The sequence below is a fragment of the Nocardia sp. NPDC059236 genome (assembly GCF_042754085.1).
GTDB lineage: Bacteria > Actinomycetota > Actinomycetes > Mycobacteriales > Mycobacteriaceae > Nocardia.
This window is the reverse complement of sequence record NZ_JBHZAF010000071.1, coordinates 1-1494: the sequence shown is the minus strand read 5'-3', so window position 1 is coordinate 1494 and position 1494 is coordinate 1. Positions and strand designations below refer to the sequence as shown.

Annotated in this window: 1 protein-coding gene; it reads right to left on the bottom strand. The window is 67.5% G+C overall.

Annotated features, from left to right (window positions below):
- Positions 1–138: 138 nt before the first annotated feature.
- A partial coding sequence (locus tag ACFXIV_RS47890; RefSeq protein ID WP_379421536.1) for an IS1380 family transposase occupies positions 139–1494 on the bottom strand: 1356 nt, incomplete at its 5' end.

Below are 1494 nucleotides of genomic sequence, written 5' to 3'. Positions count from 1 at the left end.
CCTTGATCCACAGATGAGGTTTCTGCGCTGTCCGGGCGCCTGCGGCGCGCGGACAGCGGGGTTTTGGGTGGCCGGTAGCTGCTGGTCTGCCCAGCCTTTCCACTGTTGTTCCTGGTCGTAGGGGCGGTTGGGCGGGGTTCAGGCGGTCGAGAGTGTGGCGGTGGTGGCGTGCCAGAGTTGGTGCCAGGCCCTGGCCCAGGGCCAGTGGGCGGGCAGGTGCAGGACAGGTTTTCGCTGAGGGCGGGTGAAACGAGCGGGAACGGCGATGATCTTGCGGCGCAACGTGGTTCCGCGTGCTCTGCCCAGTCGCGGGTCGGCGAGCGCGCCGGCGGCGCGCAGCAGGTTGTGCGCGATCGCCGCGCACAGCACCCAGGCCGAGTTCGCGCCGAAGCGCCCGGACGGCATGTGCGCCAGTGGGCCGTCTATCAGGTCGGCGAACACGGTCTCGATGATGGCGTGGCGGCGATGGGTGAGGTCGGCGTCGACGGTGGGTTCGGTGGAATCGGTGAAGAACGGGTGATACCGCCAGACCGGGAACAGTTCGTCCTGGCGGGCGGCGTCTTTGACGCGGCGCACGATAAGCCGGGCAGTGACCTGGTCGGGCTTGGAAGCAAAAGCGGTATAAGGGATTTCGGCGACCTCGGCGTCGGAGATCCATTCACCGCTGTCGGGGTCGCGGACCGCGCCCGGGTATTTCACCGGTGTCCACGCATTGCCGGGGATCAACGCGATCGCCCGCGCCACGGCGCGGTTCTTCGTCAGCACCAGCGAGAACCGGGCTCCGAGGCGGTGACACGCGCTGATCACGGCACGACCACCGAAAGCAGAATCCCCGCGCACCAGGATCTCACCGGTCACCCCGGCCGCGCGGGCGGTGGTGACGGCTTGGGCGACCATCCGCCCGGCCCCTTTGGCCGATCCCGCTTTCCCGGCGCGCAACCGCATTCCCGCGATCACCGGCGCAGCCAGGTCGGTGCTGATCGTGGTCACCAGTGGTGAAAGCCCTTTGCGCAGAACCTGTTTGCCCGAAATCTTGGTGAACCCGTAGGACGCGCCCTGCTTGGCATAGCCATAGACCGGCCGCAGCAACGAATCGATATCGACGAACGCCCGCTGGCCGGCGCCGGGGAGCAGATCGGCCCGCGCACACAACCGCGACAGGTGCGTGCGCAGCACCGATTCGAGCTGACGCGCATGCCCGAAGCTGAACTCCCGCAACAGGGTTCCGACCGTCGACGGCGCATACACCCGGTCGAACACCGCGCTCATACCGCCGCTGCGCAGCACATCGACATCGTCGATGCTGTCCGCGCCCGCACACATCCCAGCGATCAGTGTCACCAGTTTCGGGCCAGGGTTCGCCGACCCGGACTTGATCCGAGGCTCGGCGATCGCCACCTTCCCGGTCAGCAACTCACCCAGCCCGGTCTGTTCGGCCAGCCGCATCACCGGCACCAGACCTGCCAGCGACACGAGATTGCGATCATCGAACAC